Source organism: Pasteurella dagmatis, from assembly GCF_900186835.1.
GTDB classification, from domain to species: Bacteria; Pseudomonadota; Gammaproteobacteria; order Enterobacterales; family Pasteurellaceae; genus Pasteurella; species Pasteurella dagmatis.
The window spans coordinates 897,456-919,899 of the sequence record NZ_LT906448.1 but is presented as its reverse complement, the minus strand read 5'-3'; the positions used below and the strand labels follow the sequence as shown (position 1 = coordinate 919,899).

The 22,444-nt window shown below is 37.1% G+C and carries 20 protein-coding genes and 1 other RNA gene; 17 read left to right on the top strand and 4 right to left on the bottom strand.

Annotated elements, in window-relative coordinates; translation table 11 throughout:
- The 15 genes from CKV78_RS04155 (at window position 1) to CKV78_RS04085 (ending at window position 16,024) form a co-directional block, all read left to right on the top strand.
- Complete coding sequence (locus tag CKV78_RS04155) at window positions 1-780, top strand: glycosyltransferase family 25 protein (protein WP_005762250.1); 780 nt, start codon at window positions 1-3, stop codon at window positions 778-780.
- Window position 781: 1 nt separating this feature from the next.
- Complete coding sequence (locus CKV78_RS04150; protein ID WP_005762249.1) at window positions 782-2,017, top strand: hypothetical protein; 1,236 nt, start codon at window positions 782-784, stop codon at window positions 2,015-2,017.
- A complete protein-coding gene (locus CKV78_RS04145; RefSeq protein ID WP_005762248.1) occupies window positions 2,017-2,901 on the top strand; it encodes a glycosyltransferase family 2 protein in 885 nt (294 codons plus the stop codon). The genes CKV78_RS04150 and CKV78_RS04145 overlap by 1 nt, the downstream gene beginning before the upstream one ends.
- On the top strand, window positions 2,901-3,704 hold the full coding sequence (locus tag CKV78_RS04140) for a glycosyltransferase family 2 protein (protein ID WP_005762247.1): 804 nt from the start codon (window positions 2,901-2,903) through the stop codon (window positions 3,702-3,704). The genes CKV78_RS04145 and CKV78_RS04140 overlap by 1 nt, the downstream gene beginning before the upstream one ends.
- Window positions 3,705-3,714: 10 nt before the next feature.
- On the top strand, window positions 3,715-4,809 hold the full coding sequence (locus CKV78_RS04135) for a lytic murein transglycosylase (protein ID WP_005762246.1): 1,095 nt from the start codon (window positions 3,715-3,717) through the stop codon (window positions 4,807-4,809).
- Window positions 4,810-5,008: 199 nt separating this feature from the next.
- On the top strand, window positions 5,009-6,319 hold the full coding sequence (locus tag CKV78_RS04130; RefSeq protein WP_005762244.1) for an NCS2 family permease: 1,311 nt from the start codon (window positions 5,009-5,011) through the stop codon (window positions 6,317-6,319).
- A gap of 1 nt (window position 6,320) precedes the next feature.
- Window positions 6,321-6,677 (top strand): DsrE/DsrF/TusD sulfur relay family protein, encoded by a 357-nt coding sequence (locus CKV78_RS04125; RefSeq protein ID WP_005762243.1) that lies wholly within the window; start codon window positions 6,321-6,323, stop codon window positions 6,675-6,677.
- Between the two features lie 88 nt (window positions 6,678-6,765).
- Complete coding sequence (gene recB, locus CKV78_RS04120) at window positions 6,766-10,470, top strand: exodeoxyribonuclease V subunit beta (protein ID WP_005762242.1); 3,705 nt, start codon at window positions 6,766-6,768, stop codon at window positions 10,468-10,470.
- The gene (recD, locus tag CKV78_RS04115) at window positions 10,470-12,464 is read left to right on the top strand and encodes an exodeoxyribonuclease V subunit alpha (RefSeq protein ID WP_005762241.1); all 1,995 of its coding nucleotides are present in this window, start codon (window positions 10,470-10,472) and stop codon (window positions 12,462-12,464) included. The genes recB and recD overlap by 1 nt, the downstream gene beginning before the upstream one ends.
- A gap of 27 nt (window positions 12,465-12,491) precedes the next feature.
- A complete protein-coding gene (locus tag CKV78_RS04110; RefSeq protein ID WP_032855153.1) occupies window positions 12,492-13,139 on the top strand; it encodes a GrxB family glutaredoxin in 648 nt (215 codons plus the stop codon).
- 89 nt (window positions 13,140-13,228) lie between these two features.
- Window positions 13,229-13,573, top strand: coding sequence for a YegP family protein (locus tag CKV78_RS04105; RefSeq protein WP_005762239.1), 345 nt, complete (start codon window positions 13,229-13,231; stop codon window positions 13,571-13,573).
- A 303-nt stretch (window positions 13,574-13,876) separates the two neighbouring features.
- A complete protein-coding gene (gene rplM / locus CKV78_RS04100) occupies window positions 13,877-14,305 on the top strand; it encodes a 50S ribosomal protein L13 (RefSeq protein ID WP_005762238.1) in 429 nt (142 codons plus the stop codon).
- Window positions 14,306-14,321: 16 nt separating this feature from the next.
- Window positions 14,322-14,714 carry a 30S ribosomal protein S9 gene (gene rpsI / locus CKV78_RS04095; RefSeq protein WP_005762236.1) on the top strand — a complete coding sequence of 131 codons (393 nt, stop codon included), beginning with the start codon at window positions 14,322-14,324 and terminating at the stop codon, window positions 14,712-14,714.
- 203 nt (window positions 14,715-14,917) lie between these two features.
- Entirely contained in the window at window positions 14,918-15,556 is a 639-nt protein-coding gene (gene sspA, locus CKV78_RS04090) for a stringent starvation protein SspA (RefSeq protein WP_005762235.1), read from the top strand.
- Between the two features lie 6 nt (window positions 15,557-15,562).
- Entirely contained in the window at window positions 15,563-16,024 is a 462-nt protein-coding gene (locus CKV78_RS04085) for a ClpXP protease specificity-enhancing factor (RefSeq protein ID WP_005762234.1), read from the top strand.
- 56 nt (window positions 16,025-16,080) lie between these two features.
- Here the strand turns inward: CKV78_RS04085 and CKV78_RS04080 are convergent, their stop codons facing one another.
- Window positions 16,081-16,626, bottom strand: a complete 546-nt coding sequence (locus CKV78_RS04080; RefSeq protein ID WP_005762233.1) for a KdsC family phosphatase — start codon at window positions 16,624-16,626, stop codon at window positions 16,081-16,083.
- A complete protein-coding gene (locus CKV78_RS04075) occupies window positions 16,626-17,561 on the bottom strand; it encodes a KpsF/GutQ family sugar-phosphate isomerase (protein ID WP_005762232.1) in 936 nt (311 codons plus the stop codon). Before CKV78_RS04075 ends, CKV78_RS04080 begins: the two co-directional genes overlap by 1 nt.
- Window positions 17,562-17,753: 192 nt before the next feature.
- Between CKV78_RS04075 and rnpB the strand changes: the two genes are divergently transcribed.
- Window positions 17,754-18,132: RNase P RNA component class A (rnpB, locus tag CKV78_RS04070), an RNA gene on the top strand.
- 3 nt (window positions 18,133-18,135) lie between these two features.
- On the opposite strand, the gene CKV78_RS04065 is transcribed toward rnpB, so the two are convergent.
- Both CKV78_RS04065 and tdeA read right to left on the bottom strand, forming a co-directional pair.
- A complete protein-coding gene (locus CKV78_RS04065; protein ID WP_005762231.1) occupies window positions 18,136-18,876 on the bottom strand; it encodes a copper homeostasis protein CutC in 741 nt (246 codons plus the stop codon).
- Window positions 18,877-18,923: 47 nt separating this feature from the next.
- Window positions 18,924-20,291, bottom strand: a complete 1,368-nt coding sequence (gene tdeA / locus CKV78_RS04060) for a toxin/drug exporter TdeA (protein WP_005762230.1) — start codon at window positions 20,289-20,291, stop codon at window positions 18,924-18,926.
- Between the two features lie 361 nt (window positions 20,292-20,652).
- On the opposite strand from tdeA, the gene glnS reads away from it, so the two are divergent.
- On the top strand, window positions 20,653-22,332 hold the full coding sequence (gene glnS, locus CKV78_RS04055; RefSeq protein ID WP_005762229.1) for a glutamine--tRNA ligase: 1,680 nt from the start codon (window positions 20,653-20,655) through the stop codon (window positions 22,330-22,332).
- Window positions 22,333-22,444: the final 112 nt, after the last annotated feature.

Sequence of the window (22,444 nt, the reverse complement as noted above, 5' to 3'; positions counted from 1 at the left end):
ATGAAAAAGTTTTTGATTTCTTTAGAAAAAGATGAGTATCGCCGTGAGCTGTTTTTTCAACAGCCTGATACACAAGATTTTGAGGTGTATTCTGCGATTAATACGATGAACGAAACTTGGGAAAAGTTGACCGCACTTTTTAATGTTGAACAATTCCAACAACGTTATGGCAGAGCCGTGACTAAAGGTGAAATTGGTTGTACGTTAAGTCATTTAGGCGTGTATCAAAAAATTGTTGATGATCAAGCAATTAGCGAAGATGAATATTGCTTAGTGTGTGAAGATGATGCACTATTTAACCAGCATTTTCTAAATAATGTGACCGCACTTTTACAGCAAGAAAGGCAAGTTGATTTGATTCTCGTCGGACAATCAAAAATTTTACATTTTGATGATAATGAGTTAGAGATTAATTACCCAGTGACATTTTCGTGGTTGTGTAAAAAAATTGCGAATACTGAGTTTTGCTATGCTTACCCTTATAAGGATTATTTTGCTGGCACAGTGGCGTATTTGATTAAAAAATCTGCGGCACGATCCTTTTTAATTCAAGTACAACAGAATCCCCCACCTTTCTGGTTGGCAGACGATTTTATTTTATTCCAACAACAATTTGGGATAAAAAATAAAGTAGTACGCCCTTTATTAGCGATTGAAAATCCGGCTTTAGTTAGCAATTTAGAGTCTTTGCGTGGGTCAATGGCTAATAGTTTTTGGAAAAAACTGATGAAGTATCCATTAAAAAAACTCTTCGCTATTATGAGAAATTTAGGAAGCTAGTATGTCAGCAGTATTTAACTTTTTTTATCTTTATGATCCTTGGTTATGGCATTTTTTCCGAATGGCATTTTTTGTTGGTGGTATTGCCATTTTTGCATTAGCCTATTATCTTTACCGCCAAAGTAAGGTTCGTATTGAAAACAATAAAAGTTCAATGATTTTGCCACAAGGCATAGCATTACCCATTGATAGTATCGTAGTGATTATAGCCCTTATTTTGGCTAGTGTACTGCCAATGCTTGTTCACAATACAGGCGAGCTTGGTGTTGTGAAAATGTATGCCAAAACTTTAATACTTTTTTTATTTGGTGTAGCTATTTATAACCTGTTTTATCACCACAATCTAGGCAAAGCGCAATGCGTGCGTGATATGAATATTGGTATTGTAATCCAAGCTGTGATAGGGTTCGTTGCTTTAACCGGATTGTCACTTGCCATTGATTTAGCGCTATCAACTAATGTGATGTTGCCACGTTTTTATGGCTCAGAGCAAGAATATCGTTTATATAACATTACCTCATCGGCATTTTTCCAATTAAGTATTTTCTATCTGTTTTTATTACACTTCTTATTAGCATATCAAGCAAAGGGTAAAGGCTTATCACCAATTATTTTATTTTTATTACTTTGTATTGGCGTTATCTCAGGACGCACTTTTTTTGTCTTCTCGGTGTTGAGTATATTGTTGTATTTTAAATGGCGCTATTTGCCCGCATTAATTGTGTTTGTGGTAATGGTGTTAGTACTAGCAATGAATTTTGACGATAATAAATATGTTGCCCACGCTTTAGAGCCAGTAATCAATTTATTATCAACTCAAGATGTTACAAAACTGAGTTCATCTTCAGAAAATTTAGTGAAAAATCATTTGTTTATTCCAACAATGAAACAAATTTTAGTTGGGGACGGTTATTATTTCACTCCCGATGGTCGTTATTATGGTGGTACTGACTCGGGCTTTTTACGCCAAGTGTTATATGGTGGCGCAGGTTATTTATTCATCTGTTTCTTATTTACCGTCTATTTTATAAAACGTATTGCAGACAATTGGTTTGATGGTAGCTATAAGTTCTTACTATCTACATTATTCCTGTTAAGCATATTACATATTAAAGCGGATACTTATGCGTTTCCTGGTCTGATGTTTGTGTTAATTATGTTCTTATCTCTGTTTGGACAAAACGGTAAAATGATTTATTTATTCAGACCTACTTCCTCAAACAAAGGAGCAGGATAATGTTTAGCATTATTGTGCCATCTTATAATCGTAAAGACGAAATCCCAGCGCTTTTAGCCAGTTTAGAAGCGCAAAAGTCGCATAATTTTGAAGTCATTATTGTAGACGATTGTTCAGTTGAGCCAGTTAAAATTAAACCTGCGTATTCATTTGCATATCAAGTGATTCGCAATGAGAAAAATCTTGGTGCGGCGGAAAGTCGAAATGTTGGGGCGAGAGCTGCAACGAAACCTTGGTTACTTTTTTTGGACGATGATGACCGTTTTGATGCGGAAAAATGTGCTTATTTAGCGGAAAGAATTGCACAAAATCCTGAAGTGAATTTTGTGTATCACCCCGCTAAATGCATTATGGTGAATGAAAGCTTTTCCTATGTTACGCACCCATTCAGTGATACTAAAGCGTTGACACTAGATAACATTTTGTTAGCCAATAAAATCGGTGGAATGCCAATGATTGGTGTGAAAAAAGATCTATTTCTGAAAGTGGGGGGATTGGCTACGGATTTACGATCGTTAGAAGATTATGAGTTTTTGTTAAAGCTCATTTCAGATCCTGAATTTAAGCCATTATATGTTGATCGTGCGTTAACAATTTGTACTTTCCATACCAATCGAGCTAGCGTTTCAACGAATACGCAACATACTGAAAAGGCGATAGAGCAAATCAAAGCGCGGTATGTAAAAACAGAAATTCAAGCAAAAAACTTTGCACAAAATGCTCAGTATATGCTCGCTTATCCGCACGTGATGAACTTATCGCGCAAAGCCGCAAAATATTATTTTGCACTATTTAGAAAAACCTTAAAGATCAAATATCTTGTTGTAACGTTAGTGACATTAATTTCACCAACGTTAGCAATTAACCTCAAAAGGTTCGTGTAATGAAATTTTCTGTTTTAATGTCGTTATATATTAAAGAAAATCCGCAATATTTAAGGGAATGTTTTGAAAGCTTACAAGCGCAAACATTGCCAGCGGATGAAATCGTTTTGGTATTTGATGGCCCCGTAACGCCAAAACTAGAAGAGGTTGTGACTGAATTTGAAACCGTTTTACCGATTAAAAAAGTGAAGCTGGAGAAAAATCTCGGTTTAGGCAAAGCTTTAAATGAAGGATTATTGCATTGCAGTTATGATTGGGTATTCCGAATGGATACTGATGATATTTGCGTGCCATCACGTTTTGAGCAACAAGTTAATTTTATTAAACAAAGCCCTGATACTGTCATCGTAGGTGGACAAATTGCTGAATTTGGTCAGACTGTTGATGAGATTGTAAGCTACCGTAATGTGCCAACAGATAAAGAGGATATTGTTAAATTTACCCATAAACGTTGTCCTTTTAACCATATGACGGTGGCGTATCAAAAAAGTGCGGTGCTAGCTTGTGGCGGTTATGAAGATTTACAAGAAGATTATTATTTATGGATCAAATTAGTGGCAAGCGGCAAAAATGTGGCTAATTTACCTGAAATATTAGTTTATGCACGAGTTGGCAATGGAATGGTGGGACGTCGTCGTGGCATTGAGCAAGCAAAAGCAGAGTGGCGATTATTTAAACTGAAACATCGCTTGCAAATGCAAGGTTTGTTCAGCGGTTTATTCATTTTTTTATTACGTTCCTTACCACGTTTATTACCAACATCGTTATTACAAATCGTATATCGATTCTTTTTAAGAAAGTAGGAAAGTTATCGTGTTATTAAAACCTATTTATAAAGCCAGTACATTACTGGCTTGTATTCTATTTGCGGGCTGTTCAAGTCAGCCTGAAATTAATCCCTTAGACAGCAATATGCAATATAACAATATGCGCACTGTCGAGAATTTTGATGATTATGTAAAATTCTTAAAAGGTAAAGCGAAGGGGGAAGGTGTATCGGATAAAGTGTTACACGAAAACCAGCAAATTAATTATATTCAAAAAGCAGTGGATTTGGATCGCCAACAGGCAGGCAAAATTCGTAAGCGTGATCCTAATGAACCTGTTCGTTTAAATCCAAATGGTACAACGAATTATCTCAATCGAGTGTTGACACAACGTAAAGTAGATATTGCTTCTGAACGTTATTGGGAACAGCAAAAACAGCTCGAGCAAGCGAGTCAGCGCTTTGGTGTGCAAAAAGAATATTTACTTTCACTCTGGGGAATGGAAAGTAGCTTTGGCTATTATCAAGGCAATTATGATGTGCTTTCTGTGTTAGCAACATTAGCATTTGAAGGACGTCGGGAAAAATTATTTAGCCAAGAATTTGTGTCTGCAATGAAAATGTTGGAAAGACAGGATATTCCACGTCAAAGAATGTTAGGTTCTTGGGCCGGTGCAATGGGGCAAACACAGTTTATGCCAAGTTCTTATTTGCGTTATGCCGCTGATGGCAACCAAGATGGTGAAAAAGATATTTGGAAAAATCATTATGACGTTTTTGCTTCTATCGCCAGTTATTTAAGCACCGTCGGCTGGAATAAAAATGTGCCTTGGGGGGTAGAGGTTCAGTTAACTCAACCATTATCGCTTGAGATTTCGGGTATCGAAAAAGAGAAAAAACGTTCTTTAAATGAATGGCAAAATTTAGGCATTACGTTGAAATCTTTCTCTCCAGAAGAACAACAAAAATTGACCGCACTTTCAGCGAGTGATTTATGGTTAGTTCGTCCGGATCGTGAAGTAGGGCGTGTTTTCCTCGTGTCAAATAATTATCGCACCTTGTTAGATTGGAATCGTTCAAACTATTTTGCGGTGAGTATTGGTATGTTTGCCGACAGAATTAAGCAACAAGTCGGTTTATAACCGATTAAGTGCGGTGGAATTTTAAAACTTTTTTAAAAAACACCGCACTTTTTATATTCTGTCTTTTGAAATTTAATTTGCCAGAGAAAAACGATGCATTACTAGCATTCTTTTGCTAGAATCCTCTGGAAAAACACCTCTCTTTTTTATCTGTTTTTCATCACTTCTTCTTTATTTTTAAAATAACCTGGAAACAATAATGGAAAACCAATCTTTTTTAAATCGATTTTTTAAATTATCTGAGAAAAACACTAGCGTAAGAACTGAAGTTATCGCCGGTATTACAACGTTCTTCACAATGGTCTATATCGTTTTTGTTAATCCATCAATTTTGGGTGATGCAGGTATGGACAAACAAGTGGTCTTTGTTACCACCTGTTTAATTGCGGCTTTGGGAACAATCGCAATGGGATTATTCAGTAACTTGCCGATCGCACTTGCGCCAGCAATGGGACTTAACGCCTTTTTTGCTTATGTGGTTGTAAGTAAATTAGGCTATTCTTGGGAAATCGGTATGGGAGCCATTTTCTGGGGCTCAATTGGCTTGCTCGTATTAACTATTTTTCAAATTCGTTATTGGTTAATGGCCTCAATTCCTTTAGGCTTGCGTGTTGGTATTGGTGCTGGTATTGGGTTATTTATCGCACTTATTGGCTTCAAAAATATGGGCGTTGTTGTGCCAAACCCTGTGACCTTAGTGGCATTAGGTGAATTGCACGATCCAAAAGTGTTATTAGGTATCTTAGGTTTCTTTATTATCGTGGTATTAGCTGCACGTAATATTTATTCTGGTGTGCTAGTGTCTATCGCGGTAGTGACTGGATTAGCCTTTTTCGTTGATCCAGAGGTAACATTCAAGGGTGTGATTTCTCTACCACCAAGTTTAGCGCCAGTTGTGGGTAAAGTGGATATTGCAGGCGCATTAGATACCGCATTACTGGGCATTATTTTCTCATTTTTACTCGTGAACTTATTTGACTCATCAGGCACTTTATTAGGCGTAACCGATAAAGCGGGCTTTAGTGATGAGAAAGGACGTTTCCCTAAAATGAAACAAGCTTTATATGTGGACAGCGTGAGTGCCGTTGCTGGTTCATATATGGGGACTTCAGCGATCAGTACCTACATTGAAAGTGGGGCTGGTGTCTCAGTTGGAGGACGTACTGGTTTAACTGCTATTGTAGTGGGTATTTTATTCTTACTGACCATTTTCTTATCACCACTTGCAAGTGTTGTGCCAGCTTATGCGACGGCAGGTGCATTGGTGTATGTAGGGATTTTAATGGCATCAAGTTTGATTCGTGTAAAATGGGAAGACTTAACCGAAGCAACACCCGCGTTCATTACCGCAGCAATGATGCCATTTACTTATTCAATTACGGAAGGTATCGCATTTGGTTTCATTAGCTACTGCATTATGAAAACATGCACAGGTCGTATTAAAGAAGTTAATGCGCCAGTGTGGGTTGTTTCACTTCTATTTATGGCGAAATTTATCTGGGTTGGTTAATATGCAAAAAATTCTGTTTATTATTCACGCAGCACCTTACGGCAATGAAAGTTTTTTCAGTGCGTTAAGATTGGCTTTGCAATTGCAAGAACAACATAAAAGTGCGGTGGATTTAAAATTATTTTTAATGTCAGATGCAGTGACAGGCGGGCTTGCTAAACAAAATCCTGCTGAAGGTTATCACTTGCAACAGGCTTTGGAAATTTTAACTGCACAAGGTGCAGCAGTGAAACTATGTAAAACCTGTACCAATGCACGAGGTGTGACAGAGCTTCCGCTTGCTGAAGGCGTTGAAATTGGCACTTTGTCTGAACTTGCAGATTGGACAATGGAAGCCGATAAAGTATTAAACTTTTAATCAAAAAAGTGCGGTAAAATAGACCGCACTTTTTCTCATCTATCCCTTGTAAAAATTGGCATTACTACTCAGGAGAGAGCAATATTCTATGATGGATTCACCACGTAATTTGAATGCAGTCAGTACTCCACTGAATACTGTTTGTTTAATTGAAGCATCGGCAGGTACAGGAAAAACCTACACTATTGGTTCATTGTATTTACGTTTGTTGCTACAAGCAGGCGTAGAGAATTTCCCTTTACCATTGACAGTAGAGCAAATTCTCGTGGTGACATTTACTGAAGCTGCGACTAACGAATTGAAAGGGCGTATTCGTGAACGTATTCATCAAACCAAACAAGCCTTTATTGCCTATAAAGAACAAGGTGAAAGCGCACTTTCTGAAGAACCATTTTTACAAGAATTAATCCAACACATTGAAGATATTGATATTGCTATTCAGCGTTTAAAAATCGCAGAACAGAGTATGGATTTGGCTGCGATTTATACCATTCACGGTTTCTGTCGCCGAATGTTAATGCAATATGCCTTTAATTCAGGCGTACATTTCAATCTTGAATTAGTCAAAGACGAAGGGGAGCTGATCCAACATTGCTTTAATGAATACTGGCGTGAGCAGTTTTATCCGCTGTCTTTTGCTGAAGCGAATTATATTTATAATGCGTTGAGTTCACCGCAAGCGGTGCGTCGTGAGCTATACTCGCAAATATCTGATTTTGGTTTACGCCCACAAATCAAGCAAACTGAATTGTTAGCTTTGTCGTTGAGAGAGTTTCTTGCCGAATACATTTTGCCAATCCAACAACAAATTCTCGATCTCAAACAGGCGTGGCTAAAAGATGAAGACGAAATTATCGGATTAATTGAAAATGAGTTAGCGAAAAGCTACAAAAAAGGCGAAAAGAAAGCTTTAAAACGCACGACATTTAAGTGCAATTTTGTGCCGAAGTGGCTACAAACAATGAAAGATTGGGCTCGTGCTAACAATAGAGTGAATTTACCTGATGTGCTGGTTAAATATTTCAATCAAGAAGCACTTAATGGCTATGCAGAAGAGGATGTAACCCCAATCACTCATCCTTTCTTTGAATTGGCAGATGAGGCTGTTGCAACACAAAAAATGCAAGGTATTTACCGCAAAGTGATTATGTATCACTATTTGAAAGGTGTGCAGAAACTACTGATTCAGCATAAATTAGACCATTCAGAAAAAGGCTTTAATGATCTATTACGTTTATTGCAAGAGGCGTTATATTCCGAAAAAGGCGATGAATTAGCGCAATTTATTCGCTTGCAATATCCTTTTGCAATGATTGATGAATTCCAAGATACAGATAACATTCAGTATCAAATATTTTCCAAAATTTATATCCAATTATCTTCTTCACCAACGGGTTTTATTATGATCGGTGATCCAAAGCAAGCGATCTATAAATTCCGTGGTGCAGATATTTTCACTTATTTTAAAGCAGCACTTGAAACGAAACAGAAATTCACTTTAGGTACCAACTGGCGTTCTGAAGAAACGGTGGTGAATGCAGTGAATGGTTTATTTGACTTTGATGAAAATCCGTTAGTACAACCATTTTTATACGAGCAAATCCAATTCCAGCCTGTTTCTTTCCGAGCGAATAAGCCAAAATTCTATTTGAACGGTAAGGTACAACCTGCGGTTCAGTGTTATATCGGTGATTTAGGCAAAGAGAGTAGAAATGGGCGTTTGAATGAAGACCAACGTTATATTTTGGCGGAAACCTGTGCCGCATCTATTTATCAATGGCTACAAAGTGCGGTCGAAAATCAAGCTGTTTTTAAAGCATCAAGAGATAGCAAAGAAGAGATTGAACCATTAACAGAAGAACGTATTGCAGTCTTAGTGCGAGATTGGAAAGAAGCCGAAGTCATTAAATCCGCTTTACAAAAAGTAGGTATTGCATCGGTATATTTGTCTGATAACAGCAATGTATTTGATTGTCCGCAAGCCCAAGAGTTAGTTTTGATTTTAAAGGCGTGTTTAAATCCATTTAGTGAACGTAATATTCTAAATGCGATTGCAACCAGTATTTGGCGCTTAACGTCAGCAGAAATCAATCAAATCAAGCAAGATGAACAACGTTGGACGAATACTGTCGATGATTTTGTACGTTATCAACGTATTTGGCAAACGCAAAGTATTTTAGCAATGTTACATCAGCTATTTTTAGAAAAGAAAATTGCCGAAAATCTACTTATGACTGAAGGGGGGGAACGAGCGGTAACCGACTTATTACATCTTGCCGAATTATTGCAAGAAGCAAGTCCGCTCAACGAAAGTCCAGCGAGTTTGTTACGTTGGTTTGAGAAAAAAATCCAAGGTGAAAACCGCCAAGGTGATCTGCAAATTCGTTTAGAAAGCGAACGCAAATTAGTCAAAATCGTGACATTCCATAAATCAAAAGGGTTAGAGTATGACCTTGTGTGGTTACCGTTTATTGCTAACCCACCAAAATCCAACGATAGCCTGATTCAAACGTATTTTAATGAAGAACAAAAAGCCGTTTTATGGGATATGGAAGGAGAACATTCTGACGAAATCCAACGTGAGTTGCGTGCAGAAGAAATGCGTTTGTTGTATGTAGCATTAACGCGTGCGAAATATCAAGTGATAATCGCAATGCCAGAAAACTTTTCTTCAAATTGGAATGCGATTCAATATTTGTTAACCCAAGGCAGAATGGATGTGGCAAGTGTGAGAACTGCATTGACGGCATTTAAAGATCGAATGGCTAAACAAAATGTGCAAATTGCGATTGATGATTTGCTTGATATTGAAGGCAAAGCACCGTTATTGCTTGCAAAACCAAACGAACAATTAAGTGCAGCAACTTTTACTGGCAGTATTGAACAAAACTGGCAAGTGACCAGCTTTAGTGCGATTAGTCATTTCCATGAAAAGTCCGTTTTACAACATTACTTAGATGCTAAACAAAGTGCGGTTGATTTTTCTCAATTTTTAAGTCAAGAGAAAGATTATGACCAAAACGTAGTTATTGACAATACAGCGTTAGTTTCTTTTGGAACGACAATATTAGAAGGTTATGAAGCTGACTATTCCCCATTTGATTTTCCTGCTAGTGCCCGAGTAGGGAAAGTGTTGCATAGCTATTTTGAGAAATATCCGCTTAATCAACCTGTGGAAATGGACGCAGTCGAAAAAATTTGCCAACAATTACAGCTTGAAGATGTTTGGCAAATCACTTTACAACGTTGGTTAACTCAAATTTTACATACACCATTATTTAGCACATCAACATTTTGCTTATCTGATTTGGCGATGAAGGATTGCTTGAAAGAATTAGAATTTTATTTGAAATTAGAAAATACTTTTGATGTGGTACGTTTTAATCACTTATTGCAAAAATACCATTTATTTTCGGAACCTTTACAACTTGATGTGGTGCGAGAAGGTATAAAAGGAATGTTACGCGGTTTTATTGACCTAGTTTTCCGTCATAATGGTAAATATTATTTGCTTGATTATAAATCTAATAAATTAGGCAACTTATTATCTGATTACAGTACAGAAAACCTCGAAAAGACAATGTGTAAACACTATTATCACTGGCAATATTTATTTTATTGTGTGGCATTGCATCGCTATTTAAAAGAACGCGATCCAAACTATCAATATGAGTCACATTTTGGTGGTGTTGTATATGCTTTTTTACGTGGAATGAATGGTCAATCAGCTCGGGGTGTCTATTTTACAGTGCCTGATGTTGCATTAATTCAGGAATTAGAGGAGTTATTTTAATGCTTAGCATTTTACACGAATTAAAGCAGCAACAGGTGATTAGCCAAGGTGATTATTATTTTGCAAAATTAATAGCAGACAAACAAACCACTGAAACGCCTGAGGTTATTCGCAATCTTGCCACATTATTAGCCGCACTTTGTAGCTATAACTATCAGCAAGGTAATACTTGTCTTTTCTTAGATAAAGCCCTTGAGCGCAACCCATTTAATTTGGCTTATCGTCAATTTGAACGTCCATATTTAAGTGAGATTCAACAAAAAATCGATTTCTTACCAGTAGAAAATTGGCAATCAAGTTTACAAAACAATACTGCCTTTAGTACAGAACCACAACAGAAAATCGCCCCTTTAGTGTTTCAATTTGATGCACTGTATTTTTATCGCATTTGGCAAGATGAATATCGCGTGGCGGATTATCTACAAAGTGCAGTCGATAATTCTCAAATTTCTTCTACAGAGAATATGGTTGATAGGGCACAAATTCGAGCTATTTTACGCAAATATTTTCCGACGAAAAGTGAGACTGATATCAACTGGCAGAAAGTGGCAGTGGCAACCGCATTACGCCAGCGTTTTTGTTTAATTACGGGTGGGCCGGGAACGGGTAAAACTACAACGGTGGCACGTTTATTGCTTGCGTTACAAGAGCTACATCATCGCACACTGAATATTAAATTGGTCGCTCCAACAGGGAAAGCAGCAGCACGTCTAACGGAATCAATTAACGGTGCATTGAATACGCTGCAAGTGCGTGAAAATATTTCATTAGATAATGAATTGATTGAGTCTATTCCAACTTCTGCTCAAACCTTGCATCGATTGCTGGGGACACGATTTTTTGAAGAGCGAACCACGTATCATCGTCAAAATCCTTTGCAAGTAGATGTGCTGGTGGTAGACGAGGCGTCAATGATTGATTTGCCACTTATGGCGAAACTTTTACAGGCATTGAAACCTCAAACTAAACTGATTTTGTTAGGTGACCAGAACCAGTTATCGCCAGTTGAAGCAGGTGAAACGTTAGGTGAATTAGGGCAGTTCGCAAGCCAAGGTTATAGTACTGAATTAGCACAGTATTTGTTTGAGGTGACAGATTGCCAAGTATCCTCACAGCCAGACGGTCATCCAATTAGAGATAGTCTTTGCCGTTTACATCATAGCCATCGTTTCTCTGATAGTTCGGGGATTGGTCAGCTTGCAGATGCGATCAATAAAGGGAAAACGACATTAAGTTGGCAACATTTTGACAATTTTAATGATATTGAAATGATTGATTTCCTAAAGAATTGTGCCTCAGAGGAAAGTAGCGACGAAGAAAAAGTCTCTATTCGAGCTTGCGTTAATTTAGTAGTAGAAAGTGCGGTCGAAAAATATCAAGAATATTTAATAAAACTCAAACAACTTAACTTTGCACGAGAAACGCCAAGTCCTCAGCAAATTCAGGCAATTTTTGCATCTTTTAATCAAGTACGTTTTTTGACCGCTTTGCGAGTCGGTGAGTTAGGTGTAGAACAATTAAATATTCAAATTGCGAATAAATTGAAACAGAAAGGCTTGTTAAACTTTAAACATGAGCGAGATTGGTATATTGGTAAACCTATAATGATTACTCAAAATGATAGCCACGTTGGTTTATATAATGGGGATATAGGTCTGTTTCTAGGAGATGGGAAAGTATGGTTTGAACAGGGGCAAGCGCATTATAAAACGGTGTTAGCCAGCCGCGTGCCGAACTATGAAACAGCATTTGTGATGACAATTCATAAATCACAAGGTTCAGAATTTACCCATACATTTTTAGTGCTGCCGACAGAACCTAATCCAATTTTATCTCGCGAGCTTGTTTATACGGGCATTACGCGTGCTAAAGAAAAACTGACCGTGTTTACCACGCCGGATATTTGGAAAAGTGCGGTCAAAAATCCAGTAAAAAGACAAAGTGGGTTAGGCAAGTTGTTAGTTGAATTCTTACAAAAAAACAGTAAAGTGTAGTTGTTATTTTTTATACAGGAGAAAACAATGAAATTATATGTATTCGATCATTGCCCTTATTGTGTGCGTGCGATGATGATCTTTGGGTTGAAAAATTTGCCCGTTGAATTTCACATTTTATTAAACGATGATGATGCAACACCGATAAGTTTGGTCGGGAAGAAAGTTGTCCCAATCTTGATCAAAGAAGATGGTACAGCAATGCCTGAAAGCCTAGATATTGTTCATTATGTTGATCAACACTATGGAGAACCAGTATTAAAAGGTGAGGTTCGTCCAGAAGTACAAGCGATTTTAAGTGAGATTACCAGCTATTCAAATTATCTTTTAATGCCACGTTTTATTAAGCTCGATGTGCCAGAATTTGCAACACAAAGTGCGGTCGATTATTTCACTAAAAAGAAAACCGAATATGTGGGCGATTTTGCAATGCATTGGGAAAAAACCAATGAATATTTAGACAGATTACATTCTGATTTAGCAAAATTAGAGCCGTTAGTTTTAGGCGAAGGCTCATTGAATACTGAATTGTCTTTAGAAGATATTTTAGTTTTTCCAACTTTACGTAACTTAACCTGTGTGAAAGGTTTAGAATTTCCTGAAAAATTAGGTTGTTATGTAAATAAAATGTCTGAACTAAGTAAAGTAAAACTTTACACGCAACAAGCACTTTAATTGATTAAAAAGGTTGCAATTTTCACCAGAGGATCTATTCTTGCCTATGAGAAATTCATCTCACTAGGAAAGAAAATAAGGAGAAACTTATGGCGTTAGGCTGGTATGAATTAAAATTAGCAAAAGACGGACAATTTATGTTTAATCTTGTGGCGGCAAATAGCCAAGTGATTTTAACTAGTGAATTGTATCGTTCTAGAGCAGCAGCTGAAAATGGTATTGCTTCGGTACAAAAAAATGGTTTAGAAGCAGAAAGCTTTGAAGTAAAAGTCGCAAAAAATGACAAACCTTATTTTGTGTTAAAAGCAAAAAATCATCAAGAAATTGGGCGTAGTCAATATTATGCATCACTTGCATCTGCACAAAAAGGGATTCAGTCTGTTATTCGGAATTCTGCAACAACAGTAATTAAAGATCTTACAGCCAAAGCATAATCAGTTTTTTTATGGCTTAATTTATCTATTTGCGGAGAGAAAAAACTGTCCGCAAATTTTTTCCTTTCTTTATTTTCTACTTTGTTATTTTTTCTTATTGATTCTTCTAAAAAAATAGTCGCTTTTCCTATTTTTCTTATGTATAATTTTGCGACCCTGTAAAATGTGTCGGATTTCCCACCACACATTATTTATCGAGATCACACTCGAAGGGGTGCTTGATTAAGATTAATGGTTGTGTTTGTTTTAAAGAATTTATCAACAAACACTGGGTATTAATAATATTATTTTGGTAATTAATTAATGAAAACTTTTGTAGCAAAGCCAGAAACGGTTAAACGCGACTGGTATGTAGTAGATGCGACAGGTAAAACTTTAGGTCGTTTAGCGACTGAATTAGCACGTCGCCTTCGTGGTAAACATAAAGCTGAATATACTCCACACGTTGACACTGGTGATTACATCATCGTTATCAATGCGGATAAAGTTGCTGTAACAGGTAACAAAGCAGACGATAAACTTTACTACTGGCACACTGGCTATGTAGGTGGTATCAAACAAGCGACTTTCAAAGAAATGATCGCACGCCGTCCTGAAGCAGTGATTGAAATTGCGGTTAAAGGTATGTTGCCAAAAGGCCCATTAGGTCGCGCAATGTATCGTAAATTAAAAGTGTATGCGGGTTCAGAACATAACCATGCAGCACAACAACCACAAGTTTTAGACATTTAATCACGAGGTTTAGGATATGGCAGAGAATCAAAACTACGGCACAGGTCGCCGCAAAAGCTCTTCAGCTCGTGTATTTATCAAACCGGGCAGTGGTAAAATCACTATCAACCAACGTGAGTTAGACGTTTATTTCGGTCGCGAAACAGCTCGTATGATCGTTCGTCAACCTTTAGAGTTAGTTGAAATGACTGAGAAATTAGACCTATACATCACTGTTAAAGGTGGTGGTATTTCAGGTCAAGCGGGTGCAATCCGTCACGGTATCACTCGTGCATTAATTGAATATGATGAGAGCTTACGTTCTGTATTACGTGCAGCTGGTTTCGTTACCCGTGATGCGCGTCAAGTTGAGCGTAAAAAAGTGGGTTTACGCAAAGCACGTCGTCGTCCACAATTCTCAAAACGTTAATTTTATATTTTACGTTTTATATTCAAGTTGCAAGTCCAAAAGGGCTTGCAATTTTTTTTGTTAGCAAAAAAATTTTGATTATTTTGTAAAAATAGGTTCTATTTATGATAGAATTAATACCCATTTTTTATATGATGTAATGCCTGATTTTAGGCGATATGATAACGATATTTTAATTCATTTAAGAGCTGTCGGAGGAATAGATGACAAGCGCTGCAAATAAACGTTCAGTAATGACACTTTTTTCAGATAAAACAGATATTTACTGTCATCAAGTGAGAATTGTATTAGCAGAAAAGGGTGTCGCTTATGAAACGGAAGTTGTAGATCCTCAAGTTGTATCAGAAGATTTAATGGAGTTAAATCCTTACGGTACTGTACCGACATTAGTCGAACGTGATTTAGTATTATTTAATTCTCGTATTATTATGGAATATCTTGATGAGCGTTTTCCTCATCCTCCATTAATGCCTGTGTATCCAGTTGCTCGTGGTAAAAGCCGTTTATTGATGTTAAGAATTGAGCAAGATTGGTATCCAGCGCTAGTAAAAGCAGAAAAAGGTACAGATGCTGAACGTGCAACTGCATTAAAACAACTAAAAGAAGAAATTCTTGCGATTGCGCCAATTTTTTCACAAACGCCTTATTTTATGAGTGAAGAGTTTAGTTTAATTGACTGCTATATTGCACCATTATTATGGCGTATGCAGGAATTAGGCGTTGATTTCACAGGGGCTGGTAGTAAAGCAATTAAAACTTATATGGCTCGTGTATTTGAACGTGATTCATTTATGCAGTCTTTAGGCGCAACAGCACCAAAAAATTTAATGGATGAGAAGTAACGTATAATGGAATATAAGTCTTCACCAAAGCGACCATATTTATTGCGTGCTTATTACGATTGGTTAGTGGATAACGATTTCACCCCTTATTTGGTTGTTGATGCAACTTATTTTGGTGTGAAAGTACCGGTTGAATATGTGAAAGATGGACAAATTGTGTTGAATATCTCTACAAATGCGACTGGAAATTTGCAGTTAACTAATGACTTTATTGCGTTTAATGCACGTTTTCGTGGTGTGCCACAGGATATTTATATCCCAATGGGTGCTGCATTAGCGATTTATGCACGTGAGAATGGTGATGGTGTAATGTTTGAGCCAGAAGAAATTTATGATGAGCTTGAGAAGACAATGTCTGAACAGCCATTAAGTTTTGCTGAAGCGGTAGATAAGCCGAAAACTCAACCAAAACCACAGGCACAATCAACTGAGAAAAAAGCACCTTCTCATTTAAGAATTGTGAAATAGTAAAAACATTCAATAAAAAACGCTACTTTTGAGTAGCGTTTTTTTTGCGTAATCGACTATTGTGTCATTTTTTCTACAGTTTTTAAGAATCCTTTTGCTGTAGCATAGACTTCACTTTTACCTTGAGCTTCTAAAATCATATCTGACATTTCACGAAATGCGCCTTTACCACCACCCAATTGTAATACATAGTCTGCACAAGTTTTAACATATTGTGGTGCGTCTGCAACTGTGAATGAAAGTCCGCAAACTGCGAATGCAGGAAGATCCACGCTATCATCTCCAATATAAGCCGTTTCTTCAGCAGCTACATTATTTTGTTGCATTAGCTGGAAACATGCACTTTCTTTCTCAAGTTTACCTAAAATAAAGTGCGAAATTTTTAAATCGGCAATGCGCTTGCGTAAAATAGACGAATCTCTGCCTGACAAAACAGCCACTTGAATACCAGATTCAATCAGCATTCGAATACCTAATCCATCGCGGACATGGAAACTTTTTATTGCTTCTCCATTAGCATCATAATGTAATAAGCCATCTGTTAATACACCGTCAATATCGGTAATTACGAGCTTAATTTTCTTTAATTTTTCAGTAATCATTAGCTTGAGAACTCCACTAAGCCCACAACTTTATTGTTATCATCAACAACAACAAGTGAGTGAATTTTTTTTGCTTTCATTAAAGCATCAGCTTCCGACAAAAAAGCATCCATATGAATAGTTTTGGGATTTGATGTCATTAATTCTTGTGCCGTTTTACTAAGGGTTTGAACACTGTTGGCACTTAATGCACGACGAATATCACCATCAGTAATAATGCCTTTTAACTCACCTTGTTCCATTACTAATGCCACCCCCATTCTGCCTTCATTCATGATGGTTAAGCAATCTGTAAATGGCGTATGAAGTGCGGTCACTGGTAAGCGAGTTTGCATTTGATCTTTTACTCGGCACAATAAACGGCGACCAAGACTACCACCAGGGTGAAATTTTGCAAAGTCTGCAGGTTGGAAATCACGAGCTTTAATCAGTGAAACTGCAAGTGCATCACCTAATGCCATTGTCACCAGTACAGAGGTCGTTGGAGCGAGATTATTTGGACAAACTTCACGCTCGACACTAATGTCTAGTACATAATCTGCATGTTTGGCTAGAGTAGAATTAGGATTGCCTGTCAATGCAATGATGGTATTACCAAAATTTTTCAGACTTGGGATCAATTTATTTACATCGTCAGTTTCACCGCTATAAGAAATAAGCATCACAATATCAATAGGTTTTAGCATTCCAAGATCGCCGTGGAAGGCTTCGGTTGGGTGTAAAAAGAAACTTGGCGTGCCTGTTGAAGCAAATGTTGCTACCATTTTCTTTCCAACTAATCCTGATTTTCCGATACCGCCAATAACTAAACGTCCTTGGCAATTGAGGATGAGCTCTACAATATCGCTAAAGCTGTCATCTAGATTTTTACTCAAACGTGAAAGGGCTTTCTCTTCTACTTGCAAGGTTTCACGGGCAATCTGTAAATAATTCATTTCTGAGTCCTTTATCTACATAAAAACTGGGTTGATTATAGCACAAGATTTTCTATTCATTTTGCGTTTTAGTTTATAGAGAAAGAGGATTATTAGTGGCTATGAGTAAAATTCAGCAAAAGAGCGGTCCATTTTACGGAAATTTTAAATAAATCTGTTTTTTTATCAGGAATTCCATTATACTTTTCGCCTTGAGTTGGTCAGGCAATCGCTGGTTTATTGAAGCCCTTAACCGTCTTATGACGACCTAGTGGGACAAGTAAACGAGAGGAAAGTCCGAGCTACACAGGGCAGAGTGCCAGGTAACGCCTGGGGGGCGTGAGCCCACGACAAGTGCAACAGAGAGTAGACCGCCAGTTTCGGCTGGTAAGGGTGAAAGGGTGCGGTAAGAGCGCACCGCGTGGCTGGCAACAGTTCACGGCAGGGTAAACTCCACTCGTAGCAAGACCAAATAGGAATCCAATGAGTGGCCCGTTCAGGATTCGGGTAGGTTGCTTGAGCGTATATGTGAATGTACGCCTAGAGGAATGATTGTCCACGACAGAACTCGGCTTATCGACCAACTCAACTTTTCTTATTTTCTTTTTTTATCCAATTCTTTTCGTACTGCTTGGATCTTATTGAAATCTGTTATCCAAATCTTTTGATCGTCTTCGGCGTTATTGCCCATTACGGCATCGGATTCTAATTTCATCGCGCTTAAACGATAACTTTTACCAGATAAATGTAATTCTTGAACATTGGTTCTATTAATTAAGTCTTGTACATTTTCTGGACTTATACCAGCACCTGCCATAATTTGAATGCGATCACTTGCTTGTTCGACTAATTGTTTGAGTAAAGTTTTGCCCTGAAGTGCGGTTACTTTTTGCCCCGATGTTAAAACTCGTTCGCAACCTAATGAAATGACTTGTTCAAGACTTTCAAATGGATCTTTGCATAAATCAAAAGCACGGTGAAATGTAATGCCTATTCCATCTGCTGCTTGGATCAGTTTTTCACAAACAGTTAAGTTGATTTTTGCTTCTTCAGTTAATGCTCCAATCACAATCCCTTTAGCACCAAGCTCTTTTGCAATTTGGATATCATCTAACATCATTTGCACTTCATTTACGCTAAAAAGAAAATCGCCTGCACGTGGGCGGATTATTACATAGCAGGGAATTTTGACTAAATTGACCGCACTTTTGATCAGTGAATAAGGCGGTGTAACACCACCCACTGATAAGCAGCCACAAAGCTCTAAGCGATCTGCACCAGCTTTTTCAGCAGTAATAGCCGATTCAATATTGTCGATGCAAACTTCAAGTTTCATTTGATTTTTACCTAAGAAAAAGAGGCTTAATCGCCTCTTCTGATGTGTTATTTCGCAGTGTAATAACCAGCCATTGCACTGTAAATGGCATTTTCTTGCTGAATGAGTTGGTATTTTGCATTCAAAATAGCGAGTTGAGAGTCATTTTCAGTATTTGCAGCCATTAGCCAATCACGTAATTGAGATACACCAGCGTCATAACGATTTTTGTAATATTGTGTAATACGTTTGTTATGTGTATAGGCTTTTTGTAGGTTGTCAAAACTCGATTTTGATTGTTGGTAAGCAAAGTAGTTCGTGTCAATTTCATTGAGGGCTTTTGTGATACTTTGCTCATAGTTTAAACGTGCTGTTTCATAATTTGCCTCAGAGATTTTGACATTCCATCTCACCACATTCCAGTTTAAAAATGGTAAATTAACGCTGACTAAACCTGCCGCAATTGGAGTATGTAATGCGTTATCTACTTTAGTACCTGCAGATGATAAACTTGCACCTAATGTAACAGTTGGGAACCAACTTTTTTGCATTGCTTTAGTATCTTTAAATGCCCCATTTAGACGATATTGTGCACTTTTGATATCTGGTCGGTTTGCAATGGTTGAAACTGGCACATTTGTGTTAATACCAACATTTTTGACATTCAATATTTTTGGTAAGTTAAGATTTAATGGATCGCTTGGCTTTAAATTGAGTAAATTGCGTAGAGTTTGTTCTGCTATTTTGCGCTGTGTTTGATACGTTAAAAGCTGATTGCTTGCACGCAATACAGATTGTTGTGCTTGAACGGTACTTGCACTATCTGCTACACCTAATTTAAAGCGGTTTTGCATAATTTGGCTAATTTGATTGTAGTATTTTATACTGTCTTCCGTGGCGTAGATTGCATCATTCAAAAATGATAGTTGATAATAAGTAGCAATCACCGAGTTGATTAATGCAAGACGAGCTGCTGCTAAATCTTGTGCAGATGCTTTGTATGTCCATTCGGCAGCAGACGCAGAATCAGCTAAACGTTGCCAAAGATCTAATGTATAGCCTACATTCAGTGCGCCACTATGGTTTATTCTTGATGGTTGGCTATGTTCAATATTACGTGCTGCCGTGGATTCTAATTTCCCGTTAAACGCAGGTACTAAATTTGCGCCCACTAAATTAGCTGCGTAAAGTGCTTTATTGACATTAATCGCTGCTTTCGCAAGGTTTTTATTGTTTTCTAAGGCTTGCACAATGAGATTATTCAGTTGTGGATCTTGATATAACGTCCACCAATCTTCTTTCACACTATATTGTTGAGTAATTTCTTGATATTGTTGGAAATTTTGTTTGGCTTCGTTAAATGAAGTGTCAATATTGGCACAACCGACTAATGCAGTTGAGAGGATAATCAAAGTAAGTTGATTACGTTTTAACATTTTGTTGTCCTTCCATTAAAAAGTGCGGTCTATTTTTGCACACTTTCGATTGTGTAAATTATAGCAATTTTCTATTTGGTTTCTAAAGCGTTAATTTTGTTTAAATTTGCCATATGTTGAGTAAAATATAATCATATTCTCTAATTGTTTTACTCAAATTAGGTTAATTGTTAAATCAATTGTAGCTTGATATATCGTAAATGAGTTAGTGAATGAACGTTCGTTCATTTTATCATTAAAACAAAAAATAGGAAGATCAAAATAAGAAGAAAATAGACCGCACTTTTGTATTCTGAGGGCAAACAATGTAGAATAGATAGCATTTTTTATAGCAAAATATTTATTGTAATTTGAGGTCAGAATGAATAACCGAATTGAAAGTGCAGAAACAGTTGAAAATACAGAAAAACGTCCTACTAATTTTATTCGCCAAATCATTGATGAAGATTTAGCTTCGGGTAAACATCAAGCTGTTCAAACCCGTTTCCCACCTGAGCCAAACGGTTATTTACATATTGGTCACGCCAAATCAATTTGCTTAAACTTTGGTATTGCAGAGGACTATCAAGGACTATGTAATTTACGTTTTGATGATACAAATCCAGTGAAAGAAGATGTGGAATATGTGGATTCAATTAAGCAAGACGTAGAATGGCTAGGTTTTAAATGGGACGGTCAACCTCGTTATGCTTCAGATTATTTTGACCAGTTATATGGCTATGCAATTGAGTTAATTCAAAAAGGATTAGCCTATGTTGATGAGCTTTCACCAGAAGAAATGCGTGAGTATCGTGGCACCTTAACTGAGCCAGGTAAGAATAGCCCATATCGTGATCGCTCTGTTGAAGAAAACCTTATTTTATTTGAAAAAATGAAAAACGGTGAAATTGAGGAAGGAAAAGCGAGTTTACGTGCTAAAATTGATATGGCATCACCTTTTATGGTGATGCGTGATCCTGTGTTGTACCGCATTAAATTTGCAAGCCATCATCAGACAGGTGACAAATGGTGTATTTATCCAATGTATGATTTCACCCATTGTATTTCTGATGCAATTGAACGTATTACTCATTCACTTTGTACATTAGAATTCCAAGATAACCGCCGTTTATATGACTGGGTTTTAGAAAATATTTCTATTGAGCGCCCATTACCTCATCAATATGAATTTTCTCGTTTAAATTTAGAGGCAACCTTAACCTCTAAGCGTAAATTATTACAATTAGTCAATGAAGGGATTGTAGATGGTTGGAACGACCCTCGTATGCCAACCATTTCGGGTTTGCGTCGTCGTGGTTACACACCGGCTTCACTACGTGAATTCTGTCGCCGTATTGGTGTAACAAAACAAGATAATGTAGTCGAGCTTAGTGCATTAGAAGCATGTATTCGTGAAGATCTTAACGAAAATGCACCTCGCGCAATGGCAGTCATTGATCCTTTAAAAATTGTGATTGAGAACTTTGCTGAAAAAGAAATTTTAACTGCACCAAATCATCCAAATCGTGAAGAATTAGGTCAACGTAAATTAGCATTTACTCGTGAGATTTATATTGATAGAGCAGATTTCCGTGAAGAAGCGAACAAACAATATAAACGTCTTGTATTAGGCAAAGAAGTTCGTTTACGTAATGCTTATGTGATTAAAGCAGAGCGTGTTGAAAAAGATATAGATGGTAATATCACAGTTGTATATTGTACCTATGATCCAGAAACTTTAGGTAAAAACCCTGCAGATGGTCGCAAAGTGAAAGGGGTAATTCAATGGGTATCTGCTGAAGAGTATTTACCAGCAGAGTTCCGTCAATATAACCGTTTATTTACTGTGTCAAATCCAGGCGCAGTAGATGATATTCATGAAGTCCTGAATCCAGAATCTTTAGTGGTTAAACAAGGTGTTGTTGAGAAAAGTTTAGCTAATGCACAACCAGAAAAAGCATATCAATTTGAGCGTGAGGGGTATTATTGTGCAGATAGCAAAGACAGTTCACCTGAGCATTTAGTTTTTAACTTAACTGTGAGTTTAAAAGAAGGATTCTAATATAACCTTAATTTATAAGGGTGTTTAAAAAACACCCTTATTTTTTTGAGAAAATTTAATTAAAGTTTTACTATTTAGATGAAACTCTATTTTTCATATATTTTTTTGAAAA